24 protein-coding genes are annotated in these 26,154 nt (G+C 45.7%); 12 read left to right on the top strand and 12 right to left on the bottom strand.

The genetic code is table 11. The features are described 5' to 3' along the window. The first annotated feature begins 12 nt into the window (after positions 1-12). From sfsA to panC, 7 genes are all read left to right on the top strand, one after another. The gene (sfsA, locus tag TW81_RS07635; RefSeq protein WP_045955210.1) at positions 13-726 is read left to right on the top strand and encodes a DNA/RNA nuclease SfsA; all 714 of its coding nucleotides are present in this window, start codon (positions 13-15) and stop codon (positions 724-726) included. Between the two features lie 139 nt (positions 727-865). Then, positions 866-1,312: an RNA polymerase-binding protein DksA gene (gene dksA / locus TW81_RS07630; RefSeq protein ID WP_045955117.1), complete on the top strand. Its 447-nt coding sequence runs from the start codon at positions 866-868 to the stop codon at positions 1,310-1,312. A 72-nt stretch (positions 1,313-1,384) separates the two neighbouring features. Further along, positions 1,385-2,275: a tRNA glutamyl-Q(34) synthetase GluQRS gene (gene gluQRS / locus TW81_RS07625; protein WP_045955116.1), complete on the top strand. Its 891-nt coding sequence runs from the start codon at positions 1,385-1,387 to the stop codon at positions 2,273-2,275. Between the two features lie 88 nt (positions 2,276-2,363). After that, complete coding sequence (pcnB, locus tag TW81_RS07620) at positions 2,364-3,719, top strand: polynucleotide adenylyltransferase PcnB (protein ID WP_045955115.1); 1,356 nt, start codon at positions 2,364-2,366, stop codon at positions 3,717-3,719. After that, positions 3,719-4,204 carry a 2-amino-4-hydroxy-6-hydroxymethyldihydropteridine diphosphokinase gene (folK, locus tag TW81_RS07615; protein WP_045955114.1) on the top strand — a complete coding sequence of 162 codons (486 nt, stop codon included), beginning with the start codon at positions 3,719-3,721 and terminating at the stop codon, positions 4,202-4,204. The genes pcnB and folK overlap by 1 nt, the downstream gene beginning before the upstream one ends. 22 nt (positions 4,205-4,226) lie before the next feature. After that, entirely contained in the window at positions 4,227-5,021 is a 795-nt protein-coding gene (panB, locus tag TW81_RS07610; RefSeq protein WP_045955113.1) for a 3-methyl-2-oxobutanoate hydroxymethyltransferase, read from the top strand. Positions 5,022-5,032: 11 nt separating this feature from the next. Next, on the top strand, positions 5,033-5,935 hold the full coding sequence (gene panC, locus TW81_RS07605) for a pantoate--beta-alanine ligase (protein ID WP_045955112.1): 903 nt from the start codon (positions 5,033-5,035) through the stop codon (positions 5,933-5,935). 72 nt (positions 5,936-6,007) lie between these two features. Here the strand turns inward: panC and TW81_RS07600 are convergent, their stop codons facing one another. The 3 genes from TW81_RS07600 to TW81_RS07590 form a co-directional block, all read right to left on the bottom strand. Beyond that, entirely contained in the window at positions 6,008-6,778 is a 771-nt protein-coding gene (locus tag TW81_RS07600; RefSeq protein ID WP_045955111.1) for an ABC transporter permease, read from the bottom strand. Position 6,779: 1 nt separating this feature from the next. Continuing rightward, positions 6,780-7,697, bottom strand: a complete 918-nt coding sequence (locus tag TW81_RS07595) for an ABC transporter ATP-binding protein (protein WP_045955110.1) — start codon at positions 7,695-7,697, stop codon at positions 6,780-6,782. A gap of 166 nt (positions 7,698-7,863) precedes the next feature. Continuing rightward, positions 7,864-9,534: a SulP family inorganic anion transporter gene (locus TW81_RS07590; protein WP_045955109.1), complete on the bottom strand. Its 1,671-nt coding sequence runs from the start codon at positions 9,532-9,534 to the stop codon at positions 7,864-7,866. Between the two features lie 401 nt (positions 9,535-9,935). Between TW81_RS07590 and can the strand changes: the two genes are divergently transcribed. After that, positions 9,936-10,604 carry a carbonate dehydratase gene (gene can, locus TW81_RS07585; protein WP_045955108.1) on the top strand — a complete coding sequence of 223 codons (669 nt, stop codon included), beginning with the start codon at positions 9,936-9,938 and terminating at the stop codon, positions 10,602-10,604. Between the two features lie 52 nt (positions 10,605-10,656). On the opposite strand, the gene hpt is transcribed toward can, so the two are convergent. Further along, complete coding sequence (gene hpt, locus TW81_RS07580) at positions 10,657-11,187, bottom strand: hypoxanthine phosphoribosyltransferase (protein WP_045955107.1); 531 nt, start codon at positions 11,185-11,187, stop codon at positions 10,657-10,659. Between the two features lie 301 nt (positions 11,188-11,488). Between hpt and TW81_RS07575 the strand changes: the two genes are divergently transcribed. Beyond that, on the top strand, positions 11,489-12,109 hold the full coding sequence (locus TW81_RS07575) for a LuxR/HapR/OpaR family quorum-sensing transcriptional regulator (RefSeq protein WP_045955106.1): 621 nt from the start codon (positions 11,489-11,491) through the stop codon (positions 12,107-12,109). A 116-nt stretch (positions 12,110-12,225) separates the two neighbouring features. On the opposite strand, the gene lpdA is transcribed toward TW81_RS07575, so the two are convergent. The 7 genes from lpdA to xerD form a co-directional block, all read right to left on the bottom strand. Continuing rightward, the gene (lpdA, locus tag TW81_RS07570; protein WP_045955105.1) at positions 12,226-13,650 is read right to left on the bottom strand and encodes a dihydrolipoyl dehydrogenase; all 1,425 of its coding nucleotides are present in this window, start codon (positions 13,648-13,650) and stop codon (positions 12,226-12,228) included. A 266-nt stretch (positions 13,651-13,916) separates the two neighbouring features. After that, positions 13,917-15,821: a pyruvate dehydrogenase complex dihydrolipoyllysine-residue acetyltransferase gene (gene aceF, locus TW81_RS07565; RefSeq protein WP_045955104.1), complete on the bottom strand. Its 1,905-nt coding sequence runs from the start codon at positions 15,819-15,821 to the stop codon at positions 13,917-13,919. Positions 15,822-15,851: 30 nt separating this feature from the next. After that, positions 15,852-18,515 carry a pyruvate dehydrogenase (acetyl-transferring), homodimeric type gene (gene aceE, locus TW81_RS07560; RefSeq protein WP_045955103.1) on the bottom strand — a complete coding sequence of 888 codons (2,664 nt, stop codon included), beginning with the start codon at positions 18,513-18,515 and terminating at the stop codon, positions 15,852-15,854. A 48-nt stretch (positions 18,516-18,563) separates the two neighbouring features. Further along, on the bottom strand, positions 18,564-19,331 hold the full coding sequence (pdhR, locus tag TW81_RS07555) for a pyruvate dehydrogenase complex transcriptional repressor PdhR (protein WP_045955102.1): 768 nt from the start codon (positions 19,329-19,331) through the stop codon (positions 18,564-18,566). Positions 19,332-19,702: 371 nt separating this feature from the next. Continuing rightward, positions 19,703-21,439, bottom strand: coding sequence for a single-stranded-DNA-specific exonuclease RecJ (gene recJ / locus TW81_RS07550; RefSeq protein WP_045955101.1), 1,737 nt, complete (start codon positions 21,437-21,439; stop codon positions 19,703-19,705). A gap of 66 nt (positions 21,440-21,505) precedes the next feature. Then, the gene (locus TW81_RS07545) at positions 21,506-22,315 is read right to left on the bottom strand and encodes a thioredoxin fold domain-containing protein (protein ID WP_045955100.1); all 810 of its coding nucleotides are present in this window, start codon (positions 22,313-22,315) and stop codon (positions 21,506-21,508) included. Positions 22,316-22,355: 40 nt separating this feature from the next. Continuing rightward, positions 22,356-23,252, bottom strand: a complete 897-nt coding sequence (xerD, locus tag TW81_RS07540) for a site-specific tyrosine recombinase XerD (RefSeq protein WP_045955099.1) — start codon at positions 23,250-23,252, stop codon at positions 22,356-22,358. Between the two features lie 163 nt (positions 23,253-23,415). On the opposite strand from xerD, the gene fldB reads away from it, so the two are divergent. After that, positions 23,416-23,937 (top strand): flavodoxin FldB, encoded by a 522-nt coding sequence (gene fldB, locus TW81_RS07535; RefSeq protein WP_045955098.1) that lies wholly within the window; start codon positions 23,416-23,418, stop codon positions 23,935-23,937. Between the two features lie 12 nt (positions 23,938-23,949). On the opposite strand, the gene ampD is transcribed toward fldB, so the two are convergent. Then, entirely contained in the window at positions 23,950-24,495 is a 546-nt protein-coding gene (gene ampD, locus TW81_RS07530) for a 1,6-anhydro-N-acetylmuramyl-L-alanine amidase AmpD (RefSeq protein ID WP_045955097.1), read from the bottom strand. A 133-nt stretch (positions 24,496-24,628) separates the two neighbouring features. On the opposite strand from ampD, the gene nadC reads away from it, so the two are divergent. Together nadC and TW81_RS07520 are read left to right on the top strand one after the other, a co-directional pair. Continuing rightward, positions 24,629-25,516, top strand: a complete 888-nt coding sequence (gene nadC, locus TW81_RS07525; protein WP_045955096.1) for a carboxylating nicotinate-nucleotide diphosphorylase — start codon at positions 24,629-24,631, stop codon at positions 25,514-25,516. Positions 25,517-25,731: 215 nt separating this feature from the next. Beyond that, positions 25,732-26,154, top strand: coding sequence for a pilin (locus tag TW81_RS07520; protein ID WP_045955095.1), 423 nt, complete (start codon positions 25,732-25,734; stop codon positions 26,152-26,154).

The raw sequence follows: 26,154 nt of genomic DNA, 5'->3' as shown, positions 1-26,154 counted from the left end.
AATGAGTCCCAAATGAAGTTCACTCCCCCACTAGACTCAGCTATTCTGATTAAACGCTATAAGCGATTCCTTGCCGATATCACCCTCGATGATGACAGTGAACGAACCATACATTGCGCCAACACTGGCGCAATGACTGGCTGCGCAACGCCCGGAAATAAAGTGTGGTACTCAACCTCTGACAACCCAAAGCGCAAGTACCCGAATAGTTGGGAATTAACCCAAACCAGCCAAGGTGATAAAATTTGTATTAATACGGCACGAGCGAATCAACTGGCCGTAGAAGCAATTGAGTCCGGCGTTATTAGCGAGTTGCAAGGGTATGAACAGTTACAGACAGAAGTAAAATATGGCAAAGAAAACAGCCGGATTGATATCTTGCTCAAATCAGAAAATAGACCAAAATGCTATATAGAGGTAAAGAGCGTTACCTTATTAGATGAGGAAAGAGAAGGCCAAGGGTATTTCCCTGATGCGGTCACCACAAGGGGACAGAAGCATTTGCGAGAGCTCACAGAAATGGCGCAATCTGGAAGCAGAGCGGTACTTTTATTCACTGTTTTACATTCAGGGATTGAAAAAGTCTCTCCAGCACTCCATATAGACGCCAATTATTCACAATTACTGAAATACGCTCAAGAACGAGGAGTGGAAGTACTGTGCTACAAAGCAGAGCTTTCAAGCGAAGAGATTAAACTGGTCAAGGCGATTGAATTTAGCCATTAAGCGCTAAAAATGATGTCACCTTCACAATGACAATAAGATTACTCTCAAGTATTTGCCTCCAAAGATTCTTTTTGCTATAGATACCCGCCTTAAAACAAACTGCGAGCGCAGTTGACTAGGTGTTAGTAGGAGATGCTGCATGCCAGACTCAAAGAAAAAAGCGCTAGGCATCCTAGCCATTGCAGGGGTTGAGCCTTATCAAGAGAAGCCAGGTGAAGAATACATGTCACCTGAGCAAATGGCTCATTTTACAAAAATTCTAGCAGCATGGCGCAACCAGCTCAGGGAAGAAGTTGATCGTACTGTTCACCACATGCAAGACGAAGCAGCAAACTTTCCAGATCCTGTTGACCGTGCTTCGCAAGAGGAAGAATTCAGCTTAGAGCTACGTAATCGCGACCGTGAACGTCGTCTGATTAAGAAAATTGAAAAGACACTCAACAAGATTGAAGAAGACGACTTCGGCTTCTGTGAGTCTTGTGGTGTGGAGATTGGCATTCGTCGTTTGGAAGCCCGTCCAACCGCTGATCTTTGTATTGACTGTAAAACACTTGCAGAAATCAAAGAAAAGCAAATGCAAGGTTAAACACACCTTAGCAATGACTACTGAAGGGAGCTATCGCTCCCTTTTTGGTTTGTTACACAACATAAATATCGCATGAGTTATATTGGTCGCTTCGCTCCATCTCCATCAGGTCCGCTGCATTTTGGTTCTTTGGTGGCGGCATTAGGCAGTTATTTTCAAGCTAAAGCTCATCAAGGACAGTGGTTAGTCCGAATTGAAGATTTAGATCCTCCACGTGAAATGCCGGGGGCTGCAGATTTGATCCTTAAAACGCTGGACGCCTACCACTTACATTGGGATGGTGAGGTGGTTTATCAGAGCGAGCGACATGAGCTGTACCAGAATCAAATTGATCGTTGGCTGGCTTCAGGGCAGGCTTATTACTGCCAATGTACGCGCAAGCAGATCAAAGCATTGGGCGGTTTCTATAGAGGAACCTGTCGCAATCTTCACTTAACCAATGAGTCACAATGTGCGATTCGCTTGCGTATGACTCACCCCATCTATCAGTTTGAAGATCAACGCCATGGTACACTGACTATCCCTACCTCTCTGGCAGATGAAGATTTTATTATAAAACGTCGTGATGGATTATTTGCTTACAACCTTGCGGTAGTATTGGACGACATAGACCAAGGCGTTACTGAAGTGGTTCGCGGTGCAGATTTAATCGAGCCAACAGGTAGACAAATTAGCCTATATCATATGCTCGCGAAAACAGAGGTAAAATATTTGCACCTGCCGTTAGCGCTTGATAAAACTGGTCACAAGTTGTCCAAACAAAACCACGCCAAAGCGATAGACAATGACAATCCTAAGCCCGCCTTGCTCGACGCGATGCAGTTCTTAGGATTTGATATAACGGAAGAAATTCATCAGGCAAGCGTGAGTGAAATCATTGCGTGGGGCGTGGAGAATTGGCATGTTGAACAGTTGCCAGCAGCGACTGAGATCACACCAATATTCTCAAACCGCTCGCTGTAAGCTATCATTAGCCGCAAATTCGCCCCTAGCGGGCCTAGAAAATTAAACTCAAGCAAGCTTGGTTAAAACCAATTATTGCCAGAAGCACATGAATAAAAACGACTGTACACCAAGCGAAGCTCCAGTCATTACTGAGCTCGCTTTAAATATTATTACTCGCCAAGAGCATAACATCTCGCGCAAGAAAATCAGTGATAATGCATTGAAGGTGCTATACCGTCTTCATGGTGCAGGCTTTGACGCCTACCTTGTTGGCGGTGGCGTGCGAGACTTACTCCTTGGCCAAGCGCCAAAAGACTTCGACATCGCGACCAATGCCACACCTGAGCAAATTAGACAGCTATTTAAAAACTGTCGCCTGATTGGCCGTCGCTTCCGTCTCGCTCACATTATGTTTGGCCGCGATATCATCGAAGTTGCCACGTTCCGTGGTCACCACCAAGAACCGAGTAAGAATGTCTCTCAGCAATCGAAAGAAGGCATGCTGCTACGTGATAACGTATACGGCACAATAGATGAAGATGCAGAGCGTCGAGACTTTACCGTCAATGCAATGTACTACAACATCGGCGACTACTCGATCCACGACTACGCTGGCGGTATTGATGACCTAGAAGACAAGCTCATCCGTCTGATCGGCGATCCAGATACGCGCTATCGTGAGGATCCGGTACGAATGCTGCGTGCGATACGTTTTGCCATTAAGCTCGACTTCGATATTGAAGAAGACACCGCTGAGCCGATAGAAGAGCTCGCGACCTTATTGCAAGATATTCCACCAGCACGCCTGTATGAAGAATCATTGAAGATGCTCCAGTCAGGGTATGGACTTGAAACCTACCACCTGATGCGCGAATACAACTTGTTCCAGCAATTGTTCCCGACCATCGCTGAATTCTTCACCGAAGATTATTCATCGCCAACCGAGCAAATGCTTGATTTGGTTCTTGATTCTACCGATCAGCGTATCGAAGAAGGCAAGCGAATCAACCCTGCCTTCATGTTTGCCGCCATGCTGTGGTATCCATTACAAGAAAAAGCCAAGTTACTGATGGAGACGCGCAAGCTCTCTTTCTATGACGCCATTATGGAAGCGAGTAACTATATTCTTGACGATCAGGTTCGTACCATTGCGATTCCGCGTCGCCACACCGCAACCATCCGCGAAATCTGGCAACTGCAATTACGTATGCCACGCCGCAATGGCAAACGTGCCTTCCGCTTAATGGAACTGAATAAGTTCCGTGCTGGCTTTGATTTCCTCGAAATGCGCGGTGAAATTGAACAAGGCGACACTCAGCAACTCGCCAAGTGGTGGGAAGTTTTCCAAAATGCTGGACGCAATATGCGCCAAGCTATGGTTGCTGACCTCGACGCAAGCGAAGGGCAACCTAAAACACGACGCCGTAAAACTTTGCGTAAGAAAAAACCGAAGGCATCATAATGATCACGGTATTTATCGCTGTTGGCAGTAATCTTAGCGATCCTGTCACTCAGGCTAATGCAGCTATTGATGCGTTAAAGCAGCTACCAAAATCACAATTTGTGCGTGCGTCTTCTTTGTACAGTAGTACACCTATGGGACCGCAAGACCAGCCAGATTACATCAATGCTGTCGTGGAAATAACTACAGAATTAACGCCACTTGAACTGCTCGATTGCACGCAAGCGATTGAGCTAGAGCAAGGGCGCGTCCGTAAAGAAGAGCGCTGGGGGCCGAGAACGCTCGATCTCGATATTCTTCTTTATGGCAATGAGGTGATGGATTCCGAGCGCCTTGTCATTCCTCACTATGGAATGAAGCAGCGTGAGTTTGTGCTCTACCCGCTCGCAGAAATCGCACCAAGTTTAACCCTCCCATGTGGGACCAGACTGGAAGACTTAACCAAAGACGTTGAGAAAAACGGTCTGCGTATTTGGCAATCATAGCCAACTCCTGTAAGGAAAAATCATGAAAAAAATTTCTATCAACGACCTAATGAAATGGAAGCAAGAAGGCCGTAAATTTGCGACTTCTACCGCTTACGATGCAAGCTTCGCTCAGCTTTTCGAAAGCCAAGAGATGCCTGTGTTACTTGTTGGTGACTCGTTGGGAATGGTTCTGCAAGGTGAATCGTCGACACTACCAGTGACGGTAGACGAAGTTGCCTACCACACGCGTTGTGTTCGTGCAGGTAGCCCAAACTGTTTGTTGATGGCCGACATGCCATTCATGAGTTACGCCACCCCAGAGCAAGCATGCGAGAACGCTGCGGCGCTAATGCGTGCGGGTGCTAATATGGTCAAAATTGAAGGTGGTGACTGGTTAGTTGACACCGTTAAAATGCTGACTGAACGAGCGGTGCCGGTTTGTGCCCATTTAGGCCTAACACCACAGTCGGTCAATATCTTTGGTGGCTTCAAAGTTCAAGGCCGTGAACAAGACAAAGCAGATCGTATTGTTCGCGATGCACTTGCATTGCAAGAAGCTGGCGCACAGGTTGTGCTACTTGAATGTGTGCCGAAAGAACTCGCCGCACGCGTTACTGAAGTGTGCGATGTGCCAGTAATTGGTATTGGGGCAGGAAATGTCACCGATGGTCAAATCCTAGTTATGCACGATATGTTCGGAATTTCTGCCAATTACATGCCAAAGTTCTCGAAAAACTTCCTTGCTGAAGCTGGTGATATGCGCAGCGCTGTGGCGAAATACAAGCAAGATGTTGAAAGCGGTGCATTCCCAGACGATGCACACACGATCGCGTAAGGAGCACTGTCATGCAAACTTTTGCGGAAATTGCCGCTCTCAGAGAGCAAATTAAGCAGTATAAGCGTGAGGGACGTAAGGTAGCGTTTGTGCCAACAATGGGCAATCTCCATGAAGGCCACTTAACTCTGGTACGTAAAGCGCGCGAGCACGCGGACATCGTCATTGTTAGTATTTTTGTCAACCCAATGCAATTTGAGCGCGCAGACGATCTCAACAACTACCCGCGCACGCTTGATGATGATCTAAATAAGCTCAGTGGTGAAGGCGTTGAGTTGGTCTTCACCCCAACGCCTGACATCATCTACCCAAATGGATTAGAGAGCCAAACATCCGTTGAAGTCCCTGTGCTGTCGACCATCTTAGAAGGCGCATCTCGCCCGGGGCACTTTCGCGGCGTAGCCACTGTCGTCAGCAAACTATTTAACATCGTTCAACCTGATGTTGCCTGCTTTGGTGAGAAAGACTTTCAGCAGCTCGCGGTTATCCGCAAGATGACCGAAGACCTAGCGATGGATATCGAAATCATCGGCGTACCGACCGTGCGTGAAATGGACGGTTTAGCCATGAGCTCACGCAATGGACTATTGACCATAGATGAACGTCAAAGAGCGCCTGTGCTCGCTCGTACTATGCGTTGGATCAGCAGCGCCATTCGTGGTGGACGTGATGACTATGCCTCTGTAATAGAAGATGCCAGTGATCAGCTTCGCGCCGCAGGTTTGCAACCAGACGAGATTTTTATTCGCGATGCACGCACCCTACAAGCGATTACCGCAGACAGCAGCCAGGTAGTGATACTTATGTCGGCTTTCTTAGGCAAAGCGCGTCTTATCGACAATCAGGTGGTTGAGATGGCAGTAGAGTCCAAAGATGACGTAAACAGCGAAGTCTCATCAGAAAGCGCTGACTAACAAAGAAGCATAAATAACAAAGGCTTGGTGTTGCGCACCAAGCCTTTTTGTTTGTTGCCAGGAAATCTACAACTAACTCCTTAAGCCAATCCCTTTAGTGACCAAGTAGTGTGCAAGCGCATAAAGCACAACAACAAATACACTCAAGACACCAAAAGAAGTAACGATACCGACATCAGATACCCCCAAGAAGCCATAACGGAATGCATTCACCATATAGACAATCGGGTTGATTTTTGACACGCCTTGCCAGAATTCAGGTAACAAGCTGATCGAATAAAACACACCGCCTAAGTAGGTCAATGGAGTGAGAACAAAGGTCGGAATAATAGAGATATCATCAAACGTTTTGGCGTAAACCGCGTTGATCAATCCACCAAGCGCAAACACCACCGAAGTCATAAACACAGTGGCGATAATGATTCCCCAATGATCAACTTGCAGATCAACAAACAACAAAGAAACAATAGTAACGATAGTGCCAACCAACAGACCACGTGTCACTCCCCCCATCACATACCCAGCGATAATCACGTAGTTAGGCACAGGTGCAACTAAGAGTTCTTCGATATTTTTTTGCAACTTAGCACTGAAAAATGATGACGCAACATTCGAGTACGAGCTAGTGATCACCGACATCATAATCAAACCCGGTACGATGTACTCCATATAGCTAAAACCGTTCATCTGACCGATTCTCGAGCCAATCAAGTTACCGAAGATGATGAAATACAGCGTCATGGTAATCGCGGGTGGCACCAAAGTCTGAACCCAAATACGGGTAAAACGGGTGACTTCTTTCCCCAATAGGCTACAAAATGCAACCCAATACAATCGATACATACTACCTGCCCCCTTCTCGAACAATACTGACAAACAACTCTTCTAGTCGGTTGGCTTTATTACGCATCGACAACACTTTGATCCCCTGTGCTGAAAGCTGAGCAAAAATACCATTTAAACCCTGTGTTTTTTCAATTTCGATTTCTAGCGATCCCGAGACAAAATGCTGTTTGATAACGCCATCAAGTTGCGGCTCATCCGCCCCATCTTCTAAATCGAGAATAAAGGTTTCCACTTGTAGTTTGCTAAGCAGGCTCTTCATGGTGGTATTTTCGATCAACTCACCTTTGTTGATGATGCCGATGTTACGACACAGCATTTCAGCTTCTTCTAGGTAATGTGTGGTAAGAATAATGGTAATCCCTAGTTCGGAGTTGATCTCCTTGAGAAATTCCCACATTGAACGACGCAGCTCAATGTCGACGCCAGCCGTCGGCTCATCAAGGATAAGTAGTTGAGGTTCGTGCATCAGCGCTCTTGCTATCATCAAACGACGCTTCATGCCACCTGATAAATTTCTTGAACGTTCGCTACGTTTTTCCCACAAATCTAGCTTAGATAGATACTTTTTCGCTCTTTCCTTGGCTGTAGATTTAGAAACCCCATAGTAACCCGCTTGTTGCAGAACAATTTGTTCGACTGTTTCGAACTGGTTAAAGTTAAATTCTTGCGGAACCAGACCCAAATTCTGCTTTGCCAGCTCCAAATCTTTATCTATGTCGTAGCCAAACACTTTCACTTGACCAGACGTCTTGTTCACCAGAGAGGAGATAACACCAATAGTGGTCGATTTTCCTGCGCCATTGGGGCCAAGTAAGGCATAAAAATCCCCTTTGGCGACATTAAGGCTGACGCCTTTTAGCGCCTCTAACCCACCTGCATAGGTTTTGCGAAGCTGCTCTATTTCTAATGCATACATTTTATTACGATCGCCGTTGCTACATCATATTCGAAAATTAGTTTATCGTTGAATAACGATGATTACAATTAAACCGTCACAATATATTGGCAATCTATCTTACAAACTAAAACGCCATTGAAGTCTCCTTCAATGGCGTTTTTACTCTCCACAACTCACTGGGAAATTAAACTACTTCATATTGATGCTCATCTGTATCAACATGTTTCACTGCTGCTTTTAATGCTTCATAGCGGAACTTAAAGGTATTGTCTTGCGGTACTAGATCCAACACGTGGAATTTCTCTAGCTGCTGACGAGTTGTCTCGTTCGGGCACAGTAGGTACACCTGACAGTTCGCATCGAGCGCATCTTTTATCGCGTTCTCTAGGGCAAGACCCACCGTCACGTCAATCATAGGCACATCGGTAAGATCCAAGATCATCACTTCGTAATCTGAGATGCTGGTATGTTGACGCGAAATCGCTTTAGACACACTAAAAATCATTGGCCCAGACAAATAGAAAAACAGCACTTTGCCATTTGCCATATCCAGCAAGCCACGTTCACTGTCTGTCAATGGTACATCATCTTCATCCGCATCACTGATCGCTTTCACCTGACGTGCTTGCTCGCGGCTTAATCGTTCAATAATAATGATATTGGAGATAAACACGCCAAGACCAACCGCAACGATAAGGTCAACAAATACGGTCAGCAGCATAACACCATACATGATCGCCATGCCGGAGAAGCTCACTTTGTGGGCACGTTGAATAAAGCTCCAGTCGAGAATATTGAAGCCGACGTATACCGCAATCCCCGCCAGCACAGCCATAGGAATAGGTTCTGTTAAACCGCCAGCCACCAGCACAACCAGCGCGAGCATCAAAGCACGAATAACCCCAGAAAGTGGTGAACGCGCCCCGACCTGAATATTGGTTACCGTGCCCATGGTCGCACCGGCTCCCGGCAACGCACCAAACAGACCAGCAATCATGTTGGCAATGCCCTGACCGCGCAGTTCCTTGTCTGAATCATGCTCTTTACGCGTTAATGAGTCACCAATAACGGCGGTAAGCAGTGTATCGATACAGCCCAATGTACCCAGCACCAATGCGTCAATGAACATCTCCATAAACAGCTCAGGATCGAGGTGCGGAATCACCAATGAAGGTAAGCCTGCCGGAATCTCACCAATGCGGCGAATGGACTCTGTATCGAACACAATTACAGATAATAATGTCACCGCGACCAGAGCGACTAACTGGGCTGGCACATAACGGCGATACTTCTTGGGAAAGAAAAACAGAATCGCTAAAGTTAGCAAGCCTAACAACAGCTCGCTAAACTTCATATTCGATACAATGTCAGGAATGGCCGATAAGGTCCCCATTACCCCACCCGACGGCGCAGCTTGTCCAAGTAATGGTGATATTTGGAGAATAATCAAAATAACGCCAATTCCAGACATAAAACCGGAAATCACGCTATATGGCATCAAGGTGACGTATTTTCCTAGCTTTAATGTTCCGATCAGAATCTGAAAAGCCCCCGCCATCATGACCACGGTGAAGGTCATCGCCATCCCTGTTTCTGGATACTTAACCATCATACTGGTTAGCACCGCAGTCATAATCACAGTCATCGGCCCGGTCGGCTCAGAAATTAACGTATTCGAACCGCCAAATAAGGCAGCGAATAAACCAACCATGATCGCCCCCCAGAGACCAGCCTCCGCGCCAGCTCCCGACGCGACACCAAACGCCAATGCCAGAGGCAACGAGATAATTGCAGTGGTAACACCACCAAATAGATCCCCTTTGAGGTTCACATCTTCAAAACGACTAACAAACACAACTTTAACTCCATGTTAAATACGCTATGAATTTCTCTTACTTTACTCCCGAAGGAGTAAAGCGCTTTATTTGGATACAAATACAGAATCTTAAGTTCGAGTTATTGTAGGTATCGAAACTCGATAGCCTTAGTATTTATAGTTAGATTACGCGCGAAATATAGAGCATTTGCTGCGAAATGCAGCCAAATTGACACATTAGCAAATGTTACCTAAGCAAAATAGGTGTTTATTGCATCACATCACTCGAACGTTATAACTACAAAATAGAATAGAGGCTAAGTTAATGATTTTTGCCTCTCAAACAAGTCAGATGAGTGCTTTTAACTGCACTATTAGCAGGAAACAAATTGTAACATTGTGTATAGTGAAGCAAGAATTAATTATGGAAAGCGCATAACATGCCGGAAATAAAACAGTTATTTGAGAACAACTCAAAATGGTCTGCGTCAATCAAGGCTGAACGCCCAGAGTACTTCACCAAGTTAGAACAAGGGCAAAATCCTGGCTTCCTTTGGATTGGCTGCTCAGATAGCCGCGTCCCTGCAGAACGCCTGACAGGTCTATACTCTGGCGAATTATTTGTGCATAGAAACGTCGCCAATCAAGTTATTCATACCGACCTCAACTGTCTGTCTGTCGTTCAATACGCAGTTGATGTGCTAAAAGTTAAGCATGTAATTGTTTGCGGCCACTATGGCTGTGGCGGTGTCAAAGCAGCGATAGATAACCCGCAACTTGGTTTAATCAATAACTGGCTGCTCCATATCCGCGATCTCTACTTTAAGCACCGCAACTACCTAGAAGTCATGCCCGAAGAAGATCGAGCGGACAAACTGGGGGAAATCAATGTCGTTGAACAGGTGTATAATCTGGCCAATTCAACCATAATGCAAAATGCGTGGGAACGTGGACAAGACATTGAAATACATGGTGTTGTTTACGGAATTGGTGATGGAAGATTGGAATATCTAGGCGTGCGTTCAAACTCTCGCGATAGCGTAGAAAAGTCTTATAAAGCCGCAATGGAAAGTGTGCTCAATCCACAGCACAAACTTCTGTGTCGTTAATTAAAAACGCCCGCTAAAATTAGCGGGCGTTTTTAATCGAGCTGATGCAAGATTATTCCTGAGGAACGACTTTACCAATATAAGGCAGATGACGATATTTCTGAGCATAATCGATACCAACACCAACGACAAACTCATCAGGAATTTCAAAACCAATCCATTTCACATCTACGGCAACTTCACGACGAGATGGCTTATCCAATAAGGTACAGATTTCTATTGATTTAGGCTCACGTAAACTAAGGATCTCTTTTACTTTATTTAGTGTATTGCCAGTGTCGATAATATCTTCGACCAACAAAACGTCTTTGCCTTTGATGTCATCATCCAGATCCTTCAAGATACGCACATCACGAGAGCTTTCCATCGTATTACCGTAGCTAGACGCCGTCATGAAATCCACTTGGTGAGTGAGGTCGATTGCGCGAGCTAAATCAGCCATAAATACAAATGAGCCACGTAGCAGACCGACTAGGACAAGATCTTCGCTACCTTTGTAGTGCTCACTGATTTGCTTGCCTAACTCTTTCACTCGTTCACTGACTTCCTGCTCAGAAATCATTACTTCTACTGTATGTTTCATACCCGTCTCGTTTATCACGTTAGCTATAGAGCGTAATTATAGTCACTCAAGGTTAAGGCGCGTAGTTTACCATCAGCGTGCGATAAGGAAAAACGTTTGCCTAAATTATTCATGAAACACCGGAGGAATTCTTATTGAGCTATAGCACTATATTAATAAAAGTGATTATAAAATAGCCGCAAAGCGTTGACCTCAACTATATGCACCATTACACTCATAAGGCGTCAGCAAATTATAAATTAATAAATAGGGCAAAAAGCCTAAACAAATATAACCGACTCATTTGGCAAGGAAATTAATTATGGACTCGATTGCAAAAAGACCTCGTACACGTCTTTCACCGCAAAAAAGAAAACAGCAACTGATGGAGATTGCTTTAGAAGTGTTTGCACGCCGTGGCATTGGCCGTGGTGGTCATGCAGACATTGCTGAGATTGCTCAAGTTTCTGTTGCGACAGTATTCAACTACTTCCCAACTCGTGAAGATCTCGTTGATGACGTACTTAACTATGTGGTTCGTCAGTTCTCAAACTTCTTATCCGACAATATCGACTTAGATATTCACGCGAAAGAAAACTTAAACACCCTAACTTCAGCCATGGTTGAGTTGGTTATCAACGATTGTCATTGGTTAAAAGTGTGGTTTGAATGGAGTGCTTCAACACGTGATGAAGTATGGCCTCTGTTCGTCACGACTAACCGCACCAATCAGTTACTGGTGCAAAACATGTTTGCTAAAGCTATCGAACGTGGTGAAGTGTGTGATCAACATGATCCTTCACAGCTCGCGACGCTTTTCCACGGCATCTTCTACTCGCTGTTCATTCAAGCGAATCGTACCCAAGATGAAGCGGGCATGAAGAAGCTAACCGAGAGCTACCTTGATATGCTTTGCATCTACAAACACGCAAAAAATGCATAGCAGAAATCTGGCGCATTAAAAATTAAGGCTCGCTCATCCAGCGAGCCTTAATTTTAGTACCAATATAAAAAAACCGCTGAATATTCAGCGGTTTTTAATTTCTCTAACAGCGACTATTATTTTTTCTTCGCTTTAGGATTTGGCAGGTCAGTGATAGTGCCTTCAAACACTTCCGCTGCCAGACCTACAGATTCGTGTAGTGTCGGGTGAGCGTGGATAGTCAGTGCGATATCCTCTGCATCACAACCCATCTCGATAGCTAGGCCGATTTCACCCAGTAGCTCACCACCGTTAGTACCAACGATAGCACCACCAATGACGCGGTGAGTCTCTTTATCAAAGATAAGCTTAGTCATACCATCTGCACAGTCAGAAGCGATTGCACGACCAGAAGCAGCCCAAGGGAATGTTGCTGTTTCGTAGTTAATGCCTTCCGCTTTCGCTTCTTTTTCAGTCTTACCAACCCATGCCACTTCTGGCTCAGTGTAAGCAATTGAAGGAATAACTTTAGGGTCGAAGTAGTGCTTCTTACCAGAGATAACTTCAGCAGCCACGTGGCCTTCATGCACACCTTTGTGCGCCAGCATTGGTTGACCAACGATGTCGCCGATAGCAAAGATGTGAGGCACGTTAGTACGCATTTGCTTATCAACATTGATGAAGCCGCGCTCGTCGATTTCTAGACCCGCTTTTTCACCATCAATTAGCTGACCGTTAGGTACACGACCGATAGCAACAAGCACAGCATCGTAGCGCTCAGCTTCTGCTGGTGCTTTTTTGCCTTCCATTGAAACGTAGATACCGTCTTCTTTCGCTTCAACTGCTGTTACTTTGGTTTCAAGCATTAGATTGAACTTGTTCTTGATACGCTTAGTGTAAACTTTGACGATATCTTTATCCGCAGCTGGGATAACTTGATCGAACATTTCAACAACATCAATTTGAGAACCTAGTGAGTGGTATACCGTACCCATTTCTAGACCGATGATGCCACCACCCATGATAAGCAGTTTTCCAGGAACTTCTTTTAGCTCTAGAGCGTCTGTTGAATCCCAAATACGCGGATCTTCATGTGGGATAAATGGCAGTTTGATTGGACGAGAGCCCGCTGCTACGATTGCGTTATCAAAGTTAACAACCGTTTTGCCTTCTTCGCCTTCAACTTCGATAGAGTTAGGGCCAGTGAACTTACCAAAACCGTTAACCACATTAACTTTACGCATCTTAGCCATTCCGCCAAGACCGCCAGTTAGCTGGTTGATAACTTTTTCTTTCCACTTACGGATCTTATCGATATCAGTTTGTGGTTCACCAAAAACGATGCCATGCTCAGCAAGCGCTTTTGCTTCTTCGATAACTTTAGATACGTGTAGTAGTGCTTTTGATGGGATACAACCCACGTTTAGACACACACCACCAAGAGTGCTGTAGCGTTCGATAAGAACAGTTTCTAGACCTAAGTCTGCACAACGGAATGCGGCAGAGTAACCAGCAGGACCCGCACCAAGTACTACTACTTGGGCTTTAATTTCTTTGCTCATTTTGACCTCTTGTAGTCATAATCCCTAACAGGCTGAGTGGGTATTGATTCACTATGTTCAAGTCAGTTTATTTTAAACATTATTTTCAGACCGCCATCAGTTTACAGAGATGTTAATGGTGTGAAAAGTAAATCAATTTAGCCTGTGAGCTAGACAACAATTCGCTTGAGAAAACCTTAACGACTCTAAGGTTTGCAAGCCAATTGTCAGTAATAATTCGTAGTAGAGGCGGCTGTAGTGCCGCCTCTAAATCATCCAATCTTTAATTAAAGAACCAGACGACGAATGTCTGATAGTGCTGCGTTCAAGAATGTAATGAAACGCGCACCTTCAGCACCATCAATCACACGGTGGTCGTATGATAGAGATAGCGGAAGCTGTAGGCGTGGTTCGAACTCTTTGCCGTTCCACACAGGCTTCATTTCTGACTTAGACACACCCAGAATACCAACTTCTGGCGCATTTACGATTGGCGTAAACGCCGTACCGCCGATGCCGCCAAGGCTAGAGATTGTGAAACAACCGCCCTGCATGTCAGCAGCCGTTAGCTTACCAGCACGTGCTTTCTTAGACACAGCCATTAGCTCTTCAGAGAGCTCGTAGATGCCTTTCTTGTTCACGTCTTTGAATACAGGAACAACAAGACCGTTAGGTGTATCTACTGCAATACCTACGTTGACGTACTTCTTAAGAATGATGCTTTCGCCATCCTCAGAAAGTGAAGAGTTAAACGCTGGGAACGCTTCTAGTGCTTTCGCGACGGCTTTCATGATGAACACAAGAGGTGTGATCTTCATGCCTGTGTCTTTCTTCGCTTCGATTGCATTCTGCTCTTTACGGAATGCTTCTAGCTCAGTGATGTCAGCGTTGTCCCATTGTGTAACGTGCGGGATCATTACCCAGTTACGGTGTAGGTTTGCACCAGAAATCTTCTTGATTTTAGAAAGCTTCTGAACTTCAGTTTCACCGAACTTGCTGAAGTCGACTTTTGGCCAAGGTAGTAGACCAAGCGCTGAACCGTCACCGCCTTTACCAGATGCTGCTGCGCCAGACTCAAGACGCTTAAGTGCCTCTTTCACATAGTTTTGGACGTCTTCTTTTAGGATACGGCTCTTACGACCGCTGCCTTTAACCTTAGATAGGTTTACGCCAAACTCACGTGCTAGACGACGAACAACTGGAGACGCGTGTGCGTATTCGTTGTTTTCTTGGAAATCGTTAGCTGCAGGAGCTTCAGCTTTTGCTGCTGGAGCAGATGCCGCCGCAGGTGCTGGAGTTGCTACTGGTGCTGCCGCAGGAGCTGCTGCTACTGGTGCAGGAGCTGCTCCAACCACCTCAAATACCATGATTAGAGAGCCCGTTGTTACTGAATCGCCTTCAGCAATCTTGATCTCTTTCACAGTGCCTGCGAATGGTGCAGGAACTTCCATCGATGCTTTGTCGCCTTCTACAGTAATTAGAGATTGCTCTTCTTCTACTGTATCGCCAACTTTAACCATGATCTCAGTAACTTCTACTTCGTCACCACCGATATCTGGAACGTTAACTTCTTTGTCCGCTGCTACTGCAGGAGCCGTCGCAGGTGCTGCTGGCGCTTCAACCGCTGCAGGAGCTGGAGCCGATGCACCTGAGCCTGCCACTTCGAATACCATCACAAGAGAACCCGTTGTTACTGAATCGCCTTCAGCAATCTTGATCTCTTTAACCGTACCCGCGAATGGTGCTGGTACTTCCATAGAAGCCTTGTCGCCTTCTACAGTAAGAAGAGATTGCTCGTCTTCTACTGCATCGCCAACTTTAACCATGATTTCAGTCACTTCGACTTCGTCGCCACCGATATCAGGCACATGAACTTCTTTAAGCTCTGCCGCTGCAGGAGCTGCAACTGGTGCTGCTTCAACTGCTGGAGCTGCCGTAGGAGCCGCTTCTGCAGCGGCACCTTCAGCTTCGAAAATCATGATAAGAGAACCCGTTGTAACAGAATCGCCTTCCGCAACTTTGATTTCTTTTACGATACCTGCTTGAGACGCTGGAACTTCCATAGAAGCTTTGTCGCCTTCAACCGTGATCAGAGACTGCTCTTCTTCAACCTTGTCGCCAACGCTTACAAGAATCTCAGTAACTTCAACCTCATCCGCACCGATGTCAGGTACATTAATTTCGATTGCCATTGCTTATTTACCTTCTAGTTAAGCGCTGTATTAAGCGTAAAGTGGGTTTGTTTTTTCAGTATCGATGTTGAACTTAGCAATTGCTTCAACCACAACAGACTTCTCAACATCACCACGTTTCGCTAGTTCAGTTAGTGCTGCAACCACTACGTAGCCCGCGTTCACTTCGAAGTGACGACGTAGGTTTTCACGGCTGTCCGAACGACCGAAACCATCAGTACCAAGAACTTTGTAAGACTCGGTCGGCATGAATGCACGTACTTGCTCTGCGTAGTTCTTCATGTAGTCCGTCGCTGCGATTGCTGGCTCTTTACCTAGAACAGTTGTGATGTAAGGTACTTTCGCTTCAGCTTCTGGGTGAAGCATGTTGTAACGCTCTGCATTTTGACCATCACGAGTTAGCTCGTTGAATGAAGTTACAGAGAACACGTCAGATGCTACGCCGTACTCTTCACTTAGGATAGTCGCTGCTTTACGTACTTCGTTCATGATAGTACCAGAGCTCATTAGCTGAACTTTACCCTTAGCACCTTCGTGAGACTCAAGCTTGTAGATCCCTTTACGGATGCCTTCTTCAGCGCCTTCTGGCATTGCTGGCATTGCGTAGTTTTCATTCATTACTGTTAGGTAGTAGTAAATGTTTTCTTGCTCAGGACCGTACATACGACGGATACCATCTTGCATGATTACTGCTAGCTCGTAAGCGAATGTTGGGTCGTAAGAGATACAGTTCGGGATAGTGTTCGCTTGAATGTGCGAGTGACCATCTTCGTGCTGTAGACCTTCACCGTTCAGTGTTGTACGACCAGCGGTAGCACCTAGTAGGAAACCACGAGCTTGTTGGTCACCAGCTAGCCATGCCATGTCACCGATACGTTGGAAACCAAACATCGAGTAGTAGATGTAGAACGGGATCATTGGCAGATCGTTGGTGCTGTAAGAAGTCGCAGCAGCAACCCAAGATGCCATTGAACCTAGCTCATTGATACCTTCTTGAAGAACTTGGCCTGAGGTCGCTTCTTTGTAGTAAGAAACGATGCCTTTATCTTCAGGTGTGTATTCTTGACCATCTGGGTTGTAGATACCCACTTGACGGAATAGACCTTCCATACCGAAAGTACGCGCTTCATCACAGATGATAGGAACGATGTTCTTACCGATATTTTTGTCTTTAAGCAGAATGTTCAACGTACGAACGTAAGCCATAGTCGTTGAAATTTCACGCTTCTGAGCACCAAGTAGAGGAGCAAACTCTTCTAGTTCAGGTACTTTGAATTCTTGAGTGAACTTAGGTAAACGCTGTGGTGTGTAACCTTTCAGTGCTTTACGACGAGCATGTAGGTATTCGTATTCAGCAGAACCTTCTTCCAGTTTTAGGTATGGAAGCTCAGCCACTTTATCATCAGAAAGAAGATCTTGTAGACCTAGACGATCACGTAGGTATTGTACGTGAGTCATGTCCATCTTCTTAACGCCGTGCGCGATGTTCTTACCTTCAGCCGCTTCACCCATGCCATAACCTTTTACAGTCTTAGCTAGGATTACCGTTGGCTTGCCGCCGGTTTCTTTTGCATTGTTAAACGCAGCAAACAGCTTAGAAGAATCGTGACCACCACGCTTCAATTCGAAGATTTGGTCGTCAGTCATATCAGCAACAAGTGCCGCTGTTTCTGGATACTTACCAAAGAAGTGCTCACGTACGTATGCGCCATCTTTAGATTTGAATGTTTGGTAGTCGCCATCGATCGTTTCGTTCATAAGCTGTAGTAGCTTACCAGTGGTATCTTTAGCGAGTAGTGCATCCCAGTTGTTACCCCAGATAACCTTCACTACGTTCCAACCAGCACCCTTGAACAGACCTTCAAGCTCTTGAATGATCTTACCGTTACCCATAACAGGGCCGTCTAGGCGCTGTAGGTTACAGTTGATTAGGAAACATAGGTTGTCTAGTTTCTCACGCGCAGCGAAAGAAATAGCACCACGTGATTCTGGCTCATCCATCTCACCATCGCCAAGGAAAGCGTAGACACGTTGAGCAGAAGTATCTTTCAGGCCACGACCATTTAGGTACTTAAGGAAACGTGCTTGGTAAATAGCAGAGATAGGACCAAGACCCATAGATACGGTTGGGAACTGCCAGAACTCAGGCATCAGTTTAGGGTGTGGGTATGAAGGAACACCTTTACCATCAACTTCTTGACGGAAGTTGTCTAGCTGCTCTTCAGTTAGACGACCTTCAACGAACGCACGTGAATAAATGCCTGGTGAGATGTGACCTTGGTAGTAAACTAGATCGCCACCGTCTGTCTCGTTTGGAGCACGGAAGAAGTGGTTGAAACAAACCTCGTAGAACGCGGCCGCTGACTGGTAAGAAGCCATGTGACCACCTAGGTCTAGGTCTTTCTTAGAAGCACGCAATACGATCATGATTGCGTTCCAGCGAATAATCGAACGAATACGACGCTCAAGAGTTACGTCACCTGGGTAAGCAGGCTCTTGTGCAGCTGGAATAGTGTTGATGTAGTTTGTGTTGATACCAGTTGGCATATCAACGCCGTCTAGACGTGCTTTTTCTAGAACGGTCTCTAGTAGAAATTGTGCACGTTCTACACCTTCTTCACGAACAACTGATTCAAGGGCTTGTAGCCAATCTTGAGTTTCCAGTGCATCTACGTCATGCTTCATGTCAGACATGGCGATCTATCCTTCTGTTGGTTGGATCTAGTTATTTAAGCAACGCTCTTACGAGTCGTTACCTTGCTGAATTCGACGCAAAGAGCGTTCTCTGCGCGACTCTTCACGAGTCAAATCCAACAATGTTTCTTCAATATAAGCTAAGTGTGAGTGAGACATTTCACGCGCCTTTTCCGGCTGACCAGAAACAATCGCATCCACAATGTTAGCTCGATGTATACTTACTTTTTCGACCACTTCATCGCGGCGATGTAAGAGCTTTAAATTCTGTAAGACATTCTGCTCGAGTAAAGGAGCAAGACTACGAATCACATGCAAAAGCACGACATTATGAGCGGCTTCAGTTAAAGCGATCAGAAACTGCATAACCGCAGCGGCTTCCGCTTCGACGTTCTTCTTCGTTTGCTCTTCACTGATATTTTTCAGACAAGCCTGAATACGAGCGAAGTCTTCCTCAGTACCACGAACTGCTGCAAAGTAAGCGGCAATACCTTCCATCGCATGACGCGTTTCCAGTAAATCCAGCTGAGTTTCAGAGTGACTAGACAATAAATTTAGCAGAGGATCTGAAAAGCTGGTCCAAATGTTCTCACTAACGAATGTGCCACCACCCTGACGACGAGTAAGAAGACGTTTAGCTTCTAAACGCTGTATTGCTTCGCGGATTGATGGACGGGAAACATCAAACTGTTTTGCCAGCTCGCGCTCTGGTGGCAATTGCTGCCCCGGAGACAATGTTCCTTCCACTATCAGCCTTTCTAATTCTTGTTCAATCACATCAGAAAGCTTTGGCTGACGAATCCTTTGATAAGCCATAGTTGTTTTTTCTTCTACTCTTTGCAGGCAATTGGTATTACCAATTTTAAGATGGCGAGAAAATTAACATAATTAAAACGCAAGTTCCAGACAAAAATTGACCCAAATCATAGAATGAGCCTTGGGCCAACAGTTTGATAACAATAGATGATTAAAACAGCAATCAAATTGGTCAGACCAATTACAAGCCGTCAACAGATGGGAATAGACCGTGCTAGGCTTCACAGTTTAGCCGGTTAGTTTTAAGGGAATATGAACAGAATATTTCGCACCATTGACAGACGCGAAATTTGAGGGGCAAAAGAATCACCCTATCTCTAGGCAATAAACTCAAAAAGCCAGAGCTATCTCTGGCTTACGTCACGAGTGCTCTACTTGGCTTCAATGTGATCTATCATCAACTGCAACGATTGATTGCCGCGAAATTCGTTGATATCAAGTTTGTAGGCCAAGCGCACCGTTTTTACCGACGCGTCAGGCCAACGACGCAAATCAACATTGAATGCAATGCCGTCGATCATAATGTTGGTTGGATGACCTTTATGTAAAGGTTCAAGCATCAATTTAAGGTGTTTCTCCCCCACCAGCTTTTGGTGTAGAACCTTAAATTCCCCATCAAACAGAGGTTCGGGAAAGGCTTGTCCCCACGGGCCTCCTGCGCGCAACATCTCTGCGGTGTGCATTGAGAACTCTTCAGGTTTAAGCTCACCATCAGACAAAATCACACCTTTGAGTGCTGCTTCATCCAGTTCTTGTTTGACTGCCGCGTCAAACAACTGAGCAAAGCGCTCAAAATTCTTTTCGAGGATGGTCAGACCTGCCGCCATCGCGTGACCACCAAACTTAATGATTAACCCCGGATTTTGCGTGTCGATACGATCCAACACATCGCGCATATGCAAACCAGGAATCGAACGACAGGAGCCTTTAACCGAGCCTTCGCCACCATCGGCAAAAGCAATCACTGGACGGTGAAATTTCTCTTTGATGCGCGAAGCCAAAATACCAATCACACCTTGGTGCCAGTCGCGTTGGAACAAAACTAAACCATGTGGCATCACTTGATCACCAAACTGCAAACGTTCACAAAATGCCATCGCTTCTTGCTTCATGCCTTCTTCGATCTCTTTACGAGTTTGGTTCAACCCATCCAGTTCACTTGCCATTCGGCGCGCAGCATGGATGTTGTTAGCCATCAGCAGTTCGACACCAAATGACATGTCGTCCAAACGACCTGCCGCATTGATGCGTGGCCCGAGCGCAAAACCAAAATCAGACGCAACCAAACGGCGTGCATCTCGTTTAGCGACTTCAATCAGAGCTTGAATTCCGGGGCGCGCTTTTCCTGCCCGAATGCGTTGCAAGCCCTGATGCACTAAAATCCGGTTGTTTTCATCGAGAGGTACCACGTCAGCGACAGTGCCAAGCGCAACTAAGTCAATTAACTCCATCAATTTTGGTTCTGCCATACCTTGCTCAGCAAACCAACCGTTTTTACGCATATGAACACACAGCGCCATCATCAAATAGAATGCGACGCCCACACCAGCTAACGCCTTAGATGGGAAAGCACACTCCTCAAGATTCGGGTTGACCATGGCATCGACATTGGGCAGCTCATGACCAGGTAAGTGGTGATCGGTCACTAACACCTTCAGTCCCTGCTGTTTGGCATAACGTACCCCTTCAATCGAAGAAACCCCATTATCCACCGTCATAATCACTTCAGCGCCAATTTCAATCGCTTGGTCCACTACTTCAGGACTCAGGCCATAACCATCTTCAAAACGGTTGGGAACTAAATAGTCAACATTGTGTGAACCTAACATTCGCAGAGCAAGTACCGACAGTGCCGAGCTCGTTGCACCATCTGCATCGAAATCCCCAACCACAATAATGCGTTTGTTGTGTTGAATCGATTCGAACAACAGTTCAACTGCCGCTTCGATACCATGCAATTGTTGATAGGAGTGCAGCGCTCGCGCTGCTGTGTCGAGCTGTTGTTGTGATGAAATGCCACGACTGATGTAAATACGCTTTAGCAAAGGCGCAATGCTGTCAGGCAGTAAGGATAAATCGGGTTCGGGTCGGCGTTGAATTTCAATCATGTGTCAAAGAGTAATTAAGCAAAGGAATGAGGCCGCTACTCACTACAAGCAGCGGCCCAAAGTAGATTATTGAGCTTGAGCTAAGCGTTGCGCCAATTGCTCCGGCGGCACGTAACCGCCGACCATCTCACCACTTGGTAAGAAGATAGCAGGAGTGCCATTAATACCGAGCTCACGACCAAGTATATAGTGTTGTTTAATAATCTCTTGGAACTTGGTGAAATCGTCACCTATTTCCGGTAATTCACGTTTAAGTTTGCTATTGTGCATCGCCGTCTGAGGATCGTCTGATGCCCAAATCGCGGCCATTTGATCGGCAATCATACCAGTAGCACCTTGGCGAGGGTAAGCCATATAGCGCACTGTAATACCTAAGTCGTTATACTCCTGCATTTGGCCATGGAGCTTGACACAGTAGCTGCAAGTAATGTCAGTAAATACTGTCACGACATACTTCTCTTCAGGGGCTTTAAACTCGATCATACTGTCGCTAAACGCTTCAATTTTCGCCGCATTCAACGGAGCCTGGCGCTTAGCCAACACATCTTCATAGCTGCCATCGTCTTTGAGGTGATACAAGGTGCCCGCTAAAAAGTAGTCACCTTTAGGAGAGACGAATAATACACCGCCCGATGTCTGCACTTCCATTAAACCATCAATATCAGAAGGCTTAACGCTGATGACTTTTACCCCTAGTTTGCTAAATTTCTCAGCATACATCTTAGCCTCACCAGTCAGAGCACCAGCCTCGCTTACGACAACTTGGTCATCTTGTTGATCTTGTCTCGCAGTTTCTGTAGAAGCGGCATTCTCTGCGCCACAAGCAGCAAGTAGCACGGGGAGTGCAATAAGAGGGAGTCGGCGTAATACGCTCATTCAATTCACCTTAAATCGATTGTGTTATGGCCATGAGCAGTTAAGCCCTTGGATGATGCTCACTATGTAACTGTTTCAAACGTTCGGTCGCTACATGAGTATAAATTTGTGTGGTAGACAAGTCACTGTGCCCCAACAACATCTGCACAACTCGTAAATCTGCGCCGTAGTTGAGAAGATGAGTGGCAAACGCATGCCTTAGCACGTGAGGAGAAAGCAACTCGGTATCAATTCCCGCCAGCACCGCATAATGCTTTATACGATGCCAAAATGTCTGACGGGTCATTTGTCTTGCGCGCTTGCTCGGAAACACGACATCAGAGGTTGTCTCTCCAAGTAACTCAGACCTACCTTGATGGAGAAAAGTTTCAATCCAATCGACAGCATTTTCTCCCATTGGAACCAAGCGCTCTTTTCCGCCTTTACCTGTGACCCTGACCACACCTTGTCTCAGGCTAACGTTTTCCATGGTTAAACTCACCAATTCAGTGACACGTAATCCTGTTGCGTAAAGCAACTCTAACATGGCCTTATCACGCAACTCTATCGGATCGTTTGGATCTGGCGCATTAAGCAAAGCGTCAACTTGTTCTTCACTAAGATCTTTAGGTAGGCGCTTTGGCAGTTTAGGACTGACCAAGAGTGCACTGGGATCATCGCTACGCACCTTTTCACGATGTAGGTACTGAAACAGGCGACGAATCGCGGACAACATCCGAGCCCGAGAAGTCTGTTTATAGCCTTGATCCATTAACCAACTCTGATAGTCATGTAGTCCAGACAAGCTAATAAAATCGAGCCGGTAGTTATTTTCTGCCATCCATTGCAATAGTTTCAGTAAATCATTGCGATAAGATGCAAGCGTATTTTCAGATAAGCCTCGCTCCATCCACATCGCATCTAAAAACTGTTCAACAAGCCCTTGATCCGCAGACATATATTCTGACACCGCTCACCTCTTATGTTGTTTATGCGCTCAAATGTAAGTGTCTCACAACAATAAAGCCATCAAAAATACCATTGAAAGCGGATATTCGCTGCAAAGCACGCCAATTTATGGTTAGAATTCACCATCAATTCGCAAAACTAAAATGAATGCTATGAAAATCGGTCTATTTTACGGCTCAACAACTTGTTATACCGAGATGGCAGCAGAGAAGATCCGCGCTATCATTGGTGAAGACCTTGTTGATATTCACAATGTTAAAGGGTCTCCGCTCTCTTTGATGACAGATTATGATTTTCTGATTATTGGCATTTCGACCTGGGACTTTGGTGAAATCCAAGAGGACTGGAATGAGCTATGGGATCAAATCGATGGCGTACCGCTAAGTGGCAAAACCGTCGCACTATTCGGCTTAGGCGATCAAGAAGGCTATGGCGAATGGTACCTGGATGCGATGGGCCTGCTCCACGACGAGCTGAAGAAAACGGGCGCTAATTTTGTTGGCTATTGGCCAAACGATGACAACTACCAATTTGAAGCATCAAAAGCCCTCACCGAAGATGGCAGCCAGTTTGTCGGTCTAGCGCTAGATGAAGACTCTCAATATGAACTCAGTGATGAACGTATCGCCACTTGGGTTGAACAGATTTTACTGGAATACCAAGAGACGCTTTAATCTTGTCGCTCATTACGAGCACAGCGCAAGACGATATCTAGCCCAGTCAAACACCAGCCCCGGATCGGTTTTACGCAGCGGGGCAATATATTGATGACCAGTAATGCGCGGTAGCGTGATCTGCGGATAACGCGCTTGGATCTGCTTGGTTAGCTCAATTAACGCCTGATACTGCCTATCAGTGTAAGCAACGTAATCGCTGCCTTCTAACTCAATACCGATAGAGTAGTCATTGCACTTTTCTCGCCCAGCAAAACTTGATGCACCGGCATGCCAAGCTCTAGCACTAAACGGAACAAACTGAACCACCTCACCATCACGACGAATCAAGCAGTGAGCAGAGACCCCCATGTTATGAATCACTTTAAAAAACGGGTGCTCATCTGGGTTCAATTGACCGGTAAAAAACTGCTCGATATAAGGCCCACCAAATTGCCCTGGGGGCAAACTGATGTTGTGTACCACCAGCAAAGAGATATCACTGTTATCCATTCTTTGATCAAAAAATGGCGATTCGACCCGCCTTGCTTTGCCATACCAACCTTGGTCATCAATCATAATATCGCTCGTGAGGTAAACTTATCCTGATGATTTTATCCCTTTGGCGATGAAATGCGAGATTAATGGCTGAATTTCACTGTCAGTCAGCGTATCATGCCCACCTCTTGTCCAACTGCGTATTAGATTTGCGATGAAAAACACACACAATAGCCAAGAACGTCTCGAATATTTGAAACAGCAACTTCCTTTAGAGATTTCGCGCGCAGTCGCGGATACGATTAAAGAGGATCTCGGCGGCACGCTCGATCCTGCTGCGGATATTACGGCAAGTCTAATTCCCGCCGATGCTCGCAACGAAGCGACCATTATCACTCGCGAACATGGTGTTTTTTGTGGCAAAGCATGGGCCGACGAGGTATTTAAACAGCTAGGTGGTGAAGTTACCATAGTGTGGAACGTAGAAGATGGCGATAAAGTTGAGCCAAACCAAGTGCTTTGTACACTTTCTGGCCCAGCACGCGCACTGCTTACTGGTGAGCGCAATGCGATGAACTTTATCCAAACCTTATCTGGCTGTGCAACGGTAGTGGCCGAGTATGCTGAAAAAATTGAAGGGACGGGTTGCCGACTGCTCGACACACGTAAAACCATTCCTGGTTTACGTAGTGCCCTTAAATATGCCGTTGCTTGTGGCGGCGGGTATAACCATCGTATCGGTGTATTCGACGCTTATCTAATCAAAGAAAACCATATTATTGCCAATGGTGGTATTAGCCAAACGATCAAAACAGCGAAACAACTCAACCCTGGTAAACCTGTTGAAGTAGAAACAGAAAGCCTTGCTGAGCTTCAAGAAGCGATCGATGCAGGAGCCGATATTATCATGCTCGATAACTTTACTACCGAGATGATGCGTGAAGCGGTAAAAATTAACGCAGGGCGCGCGGCATTAGAAAACTCAGGCAATATCACTCTTGAAACGATTCGTGAATATGCAGAAACAGGCGTGGACTATATCTCAGTTGGTGCATTGACTAAGCATCTAAAAGCTATGGATTTATCGATGCGCTTTAAATAGCGGCATATCTCATTAAGTTACCGTTCAATAGAGGCGTCATGCCTCTATTTTTTTATCTACGCTTTTGTGTCAGTTCATGCCATTTTGTATTTGATATGAAACTAAGGATTATTTTCCTCTATACGACTCGGAAACAGGTCGAATCAATATTTCCGCTTTGGCGCCTCCTCACTACCCTCTCCTAGGGTGCTGTTTTTCATTTTCGGGGAGCCACTATGCGAGCCAGTCTAAGCAACAAACCTCAAGGCTTTACCCTAATTGAATTAATGATCGTGGTTGCGGTCATTGGAATATTAGCAGCAATCTCAGTGCCTCAATATCAAACTTATATCGCTAAGAGTGAAGCCTCCGCAGCTTTAGCATCGATAACTGGACACCGCACCAGTGTTGAAACTTACGTATTAACCCAAGGTAGTTTCCCCGCAACGTCATCTGCACTAGCAATTCCTACCTCTCCGTTAGGCACCATCAGCTACGACAATGTCTCATCTGCATCAGGTGACATCCTATTTACGTTCAGCAGCTCTGGCGTTAGTCCAAATATTGTCAGTAAGAAAGTTGCGTTACAAAGAGACAGTAACGGAACGTGGAGATGTGATTCTGATATCGATACGGCTCTTAAACCCAAAGGCTGCTAG

The sequence above is a fragment of the Vibrio galatheae genome (assembly GCF_000967545.1).
Classification (GTDB): domain Bacteria; phylum Pseudomonadota; class Gammaproteobacteria; order Enterobacterales; family Vibrionaceae; genus Vibrio; species Vibrio galatheae.
The sequence above is the reverse complement of the archived record's forward strand: the minus strand, read 5'-3'. Positions and strand labels throughout refer to the sequence as shown.